This window comes from Falsiroseomonas oryzae, assembly GCF_027856955.1.
Taxonomy (GTDB): Bacteria; Pseudomonadota; Alphaproteobacteria; order Acetobacterales; family Acetobacteraceae; genus Falsiroseomonas; species Falsiroseomonas oryzae.
Genome location: NZ_JAPSMD010000490.1, coordinates 1 through 3,612 on the forward strand (window position 1 = coordinate 1; position 3,612 = coordinate 3,612).

General features: G+C 72.9%; 4 protein-coding genes. All 4 read right to left on the minus strand.

Annotated elements, in window-relative coordinates:
* A partial coding sequence (locus OZN99_RS27570) for a M48 family metallopeptidase (protein ID WP_270938427.1) occupies positions 1 to 1,105 on the minus strand: 1,105 nt, incomplete at its 3' end.
* Positions 1,106 to 1,244: 139 nt separating this feature from the next.
* Positions 1,245 to 1,802, minus strand: coding sequence for a LemA family protein (locus tag OZN99_RS27575; RefSeq protein WP_270938428.1), 558 nt, complete (start codon positions 1,800 to 1,802; stop codon positions 1,245 to 1,247).
* A 30-nt stretch (positions 1,803 to 1,832) separates the two neighbouring features.
* Positions 1,833 to 2,486 carry a DsbA family oxidoreductase gene (locus tag OZN99_RS27580; protein ID WP_270938429.1) on the minus strand — a complete coding sequence of 218 codons (654 nt, stop codon included), beginning with the start codon at positions 2,484 to 2,486 and terminating at the stop codon, positions 1,833 to 1,835.
* Positions 2,487 to 2,497: 11 nt separating this feature from the next.
* Positions 2,498 to 3,612: aminotransferase (locus OZN99_RS27585; protein ID WP_270938430.1), on the minus strand; the 1,115-nt coding region annotated here is incomplete at its 5' end.

The following is a 3,612-nucleotide window of genomic DNA, read 5'->3' on the forward strand; positions in this document are numbered from 1 at the left end:
AGGGGCTGGCGGCCTGCTCCGCGTCGCCGGCCGGCGCGCCGGCGAAAGCGGGGGCGGCGTCCTGCCACGGGGCGGCCGAGGCCGCGTCCTCCGCCGGTTCCTCCAGCGCGGGCAGCGGGCCCGGATCGTGGCCACCGGCAACCTGCACCAGCGTCGCGACGCGCTTCCCGATCGGCGGATGGGTGGCGAACCAGCCGGCGGCGGCCGACAGCGCGGAATCGTGCAGGAACAGCGCGCGCACCTGCTCCGGCACCTGCGGCATCGCGGCGCGCTGCTCCACCTTGCGCAACGCGCCGATCATCGCGTCGGGGTCGCCGGTCATCTCCACCGCGCCGGCATCGGCCAGGTATTCGCGGTTGCGCGACAGCGCCATGCGCAGCACCAGCGCCAGCACATGCGCCAGCACGGCGATCACGATGCCGATGAGGATCAGCACCACCATCGCCCCGCCGCCGCTGTTGCGCGAGGAGGAGGACGAGGACCGGCCGCTGCCGACGCGGAAGCGCGCGAAGCGCAGCACGTTCCAGACCCGGTCGGTGATCAGCGTGATCACGCCGACGAAGACGGCCGCGATCACGCCGAGCCGGGCATCGCCGTTGCGGATATGCGCCAGCTCATGTGCGATGACGGCCGAGAGCTCGCGGTCGTCCAGCGCGTCCATCAGCCCGCGCGTCACAGTCACGCCGGCCTTCTCCGGCGTGAGGCCGGAGGCGAAGGCGTTGCGCTGCGGCGTCTCGATCACCGCGAGCCGCGGCATCCGCATGCCCCGGCTGATGCAGAGCGTCTCCGTCAGTTGCCAGAGCCGCGGCTCCTCCCGCGGGTCGGTCACGCGCTTCGCGCCGGTGACGAGGTCCAGGATCCTGTTGTGCGCCAGCCAGGCGATGGCGAACCACACCGCCGCGACCAGCAGCGCGATCGGCACCACCACAGGCAGCAGCCGCGCCGCCTCCACCAGGCCGGCCTCCACGCTGGGCGCGCTGCCGGAGACGATGAACAGCGCGATCGCATAGCCCATCATGGTCAGCAGCACCGGGAAGCCGGCCAGCAGCAGGATGGACCGGAGCGCGGTGTTCCAGGCGTGGGTGCGCAAACCGAAGGTTTGCATAGTGCTATGCCCTCAGGCGCCGGGCGCGCGCTCCGCGCGCTTGGCTTGCGCGCCTACGCACTGGCGCGCCAAGCCGCGCTGTCGGCCTGTGCGCGGGCCGCCGTTCGGCGGCCGGCAGAGGGGCCGCGATCAGGTCGCATCAGAACTTCACCTGCGGCGCCGTCTGCACCGCGGCGCGCTCGTTCGCCTCCAGCTCGAAGAAGCCGCGGGGCGTGAAGCCCAGGCTGCCGGCGAAGAACACGGCCGGGATCGACTGGATGGCGCTGTTGAACTCGGCGACCGCGTTGTTGAAGAAGCGCCGCGCCGCAGCGATCTTCGTCTCCAGCGCCGAAAGCTCGCCCTGCAGCGACAGGAAGTTGGTGTTCGCCTTGAGGTCCGGATAGGCCTCGCTCAGCGCGAAGAGCCGGCCGAGCGCGCCGGAAAGCTGGCCCTCCGCGGCGGAGGCCGCTTCCGGCCCATGCGCGTTCACCGCGGCGTTGCGCGCCTGGATCACCGCGTCCAGCGTGCCGCGCTCATGCGCCGCGTAGCCCTTCACCGTCTCCACCAGGTTCGGGATCAGGTCGTGGCGCTGCTTCAGCTGCACCTCGATGTCCGACCAGGACTGGCCGACCGTCTGCCGCAGCGCGACCAGCCGGTTGTAGACCATGACCAGCCACAGCAGCAGCACGACGATGACGCCGAGGATGATCCATTCCATGCGCAGTCACTCCGGTTCCCGGGCTGGATGCTACGCCGCGGCCTCGCGGGCGGAAAGGATCGCGTTCGCCTGCCGGAACGCCTCGGCCATGCGGGGCCCCGGCATGGCGCCGCTGAACAGCAGGTGCCGGTCCATCAGGAAGGAGGGCACGCCGGATATCCCGCCGCGCCGCGCCGCCATGTCCTCGGCCAGCACGGCGTCGCGGTGGGCGTCGCCGGCCAGCATCGCTTCCATGCCCGGCAGGCCGGCGGCGGCGGCGATCCCGTCCAGCGCCGCTGGGTCGCCGATGTCGCGGCCGTCCTGGAAATAGGCGCGGAACAGCGCATCCACGACCGGCTGCTGGACGCCGGCCTCCTCCGCCGCGCGGATCACGCGATGCGCCGCGACGGTGTTCGGCGTGCGCCGCATCAGGTCGTGGCGGAAGTCGAGCCCGGCGGCGCGCCCAGCCTCGGCGACCTGCGCGTCCAGCTCCCGCGACCGCTCGAGCGAGCCGAACTTGGCGGCGCGGTAGGCGTCGCGCTCCACGCCCTCCTCCGGCATGTCGGGGTTGAGCTGGAACGGGCGCCAGCGCACGCGGAAGTCCAGCCCTTCGCCGCGCAGCTCCTCCAGCGCGGCGTCGAGATGCGCCTTGCCGATCCAGCACCAGGGGCAGATGGCATCGGAGATCACGTCCAGGGTGCGCATGGCGAAGCTCCTCAGCTGAAGGCGGCGAGGCGGGCAGGCACCTGCGCCAGCACCGCCTCCTCGGCATTGGCGAAGGCGAGCCGCAGGTGACGATCCTGGCCGGGGCCGAAGAAGGGGCCGGGCAGCGTCATCAGGCCCTGCTCCGCGGCCAGGATCTCGGCGGCGCGCAGCGCGTCCGGCGCGCCGTCCGGCAGCCGCAGATAGGCGAAGTAGGTGCCGATGGCGTCGAGCCGCCAGCCCGGCAGTTGCGAGACGAAGCCGCGGAAGGCGTCGGCCCGGCCCGCCATCAGCGCGCGGTTGCCGTCGCGCCAGGCGCGCAGCGCCGGGATCGCCCAGGCCAGCGCCGCCTGCGCGGGGCGCGGCGGGCAGATCTGGAAGGTGTCGAAGGCCTTCTCGAGTTCCGCCATTACCGCCGGTCCCGCCGCCATGGCGCCGACGCGGTGGCCCGGCACGCAATACGCCTTCGAGAAGGAATAGAGGTGCAGCAGCACATCCCCCCAGTCGGGGTCGTCGAACAGCGCATGCGGCCTGGGTTCGGGCAGGAAGTCGCGATAGGTCTCGTCCAGCACCAGCATCGCGCCGTGCCGGCGACACAGCGCCGCGACCGCGTGGATCACGCCCTCGGGGTAGATCGCGCCGGTCGGGTTGTTCGGCGTCACCAGCACCATCGCGCGGGCCTTGTGCTCGACCAGCAGGGCCTCGATGCGCGCGGGATCGGGGACGAAGCCGTCCTCCGCGCGCGTCGGCACGGGGATGGCGCGCACGCCCTGCATGGTCAGCGCCATGTGGTGGTTGAAATACCATGGCGTCGGCAGCAGCACCGCCTCGCCCTCCGCCACCAGCACCTGCATCGCCATGGCGAAGGCCAGGTTGCAGCCGGCGGTGATGGCGACCCGGTCGGCGCCGATCGCCGCGCCGTAGAAGGCGCCCATGTCGGCGGCCAGCGCCTCCCGCAGGGCCGCGTCGCCGGCAATGGCGCCGTAGCCCGCGCAGGCAGCGCTGCCGGCGGCCTCCGCCAGCTTCGCCAGCAGGTCGGGCGGCGGCGGATAGCCCGGCACGGCCTGGGTCAGGTCCAGCGCCGGCCTGGCCTGGCCGGCATAGCGCGCGGCCCAGGCGCGGGCGGCGG

Bases quoted from the DNA above. Each gene is read 5' to 3' on its own strand.
- OZN99_RS27575 (WP_270938428.1), bottom strand. From the start codon at position 1,802: ATGGAATGGATCATCCTCGGCGTCATCGTCGTGCTGCTGCTGTGGCTG.
- OZN99_RS27580 (WP_270938429.1), bottom strand. From the start codon at position 2,486: ATGCGCACCCTGGACGTGATCTCCGATGCCATCTGCCCCTGGTGCTGG.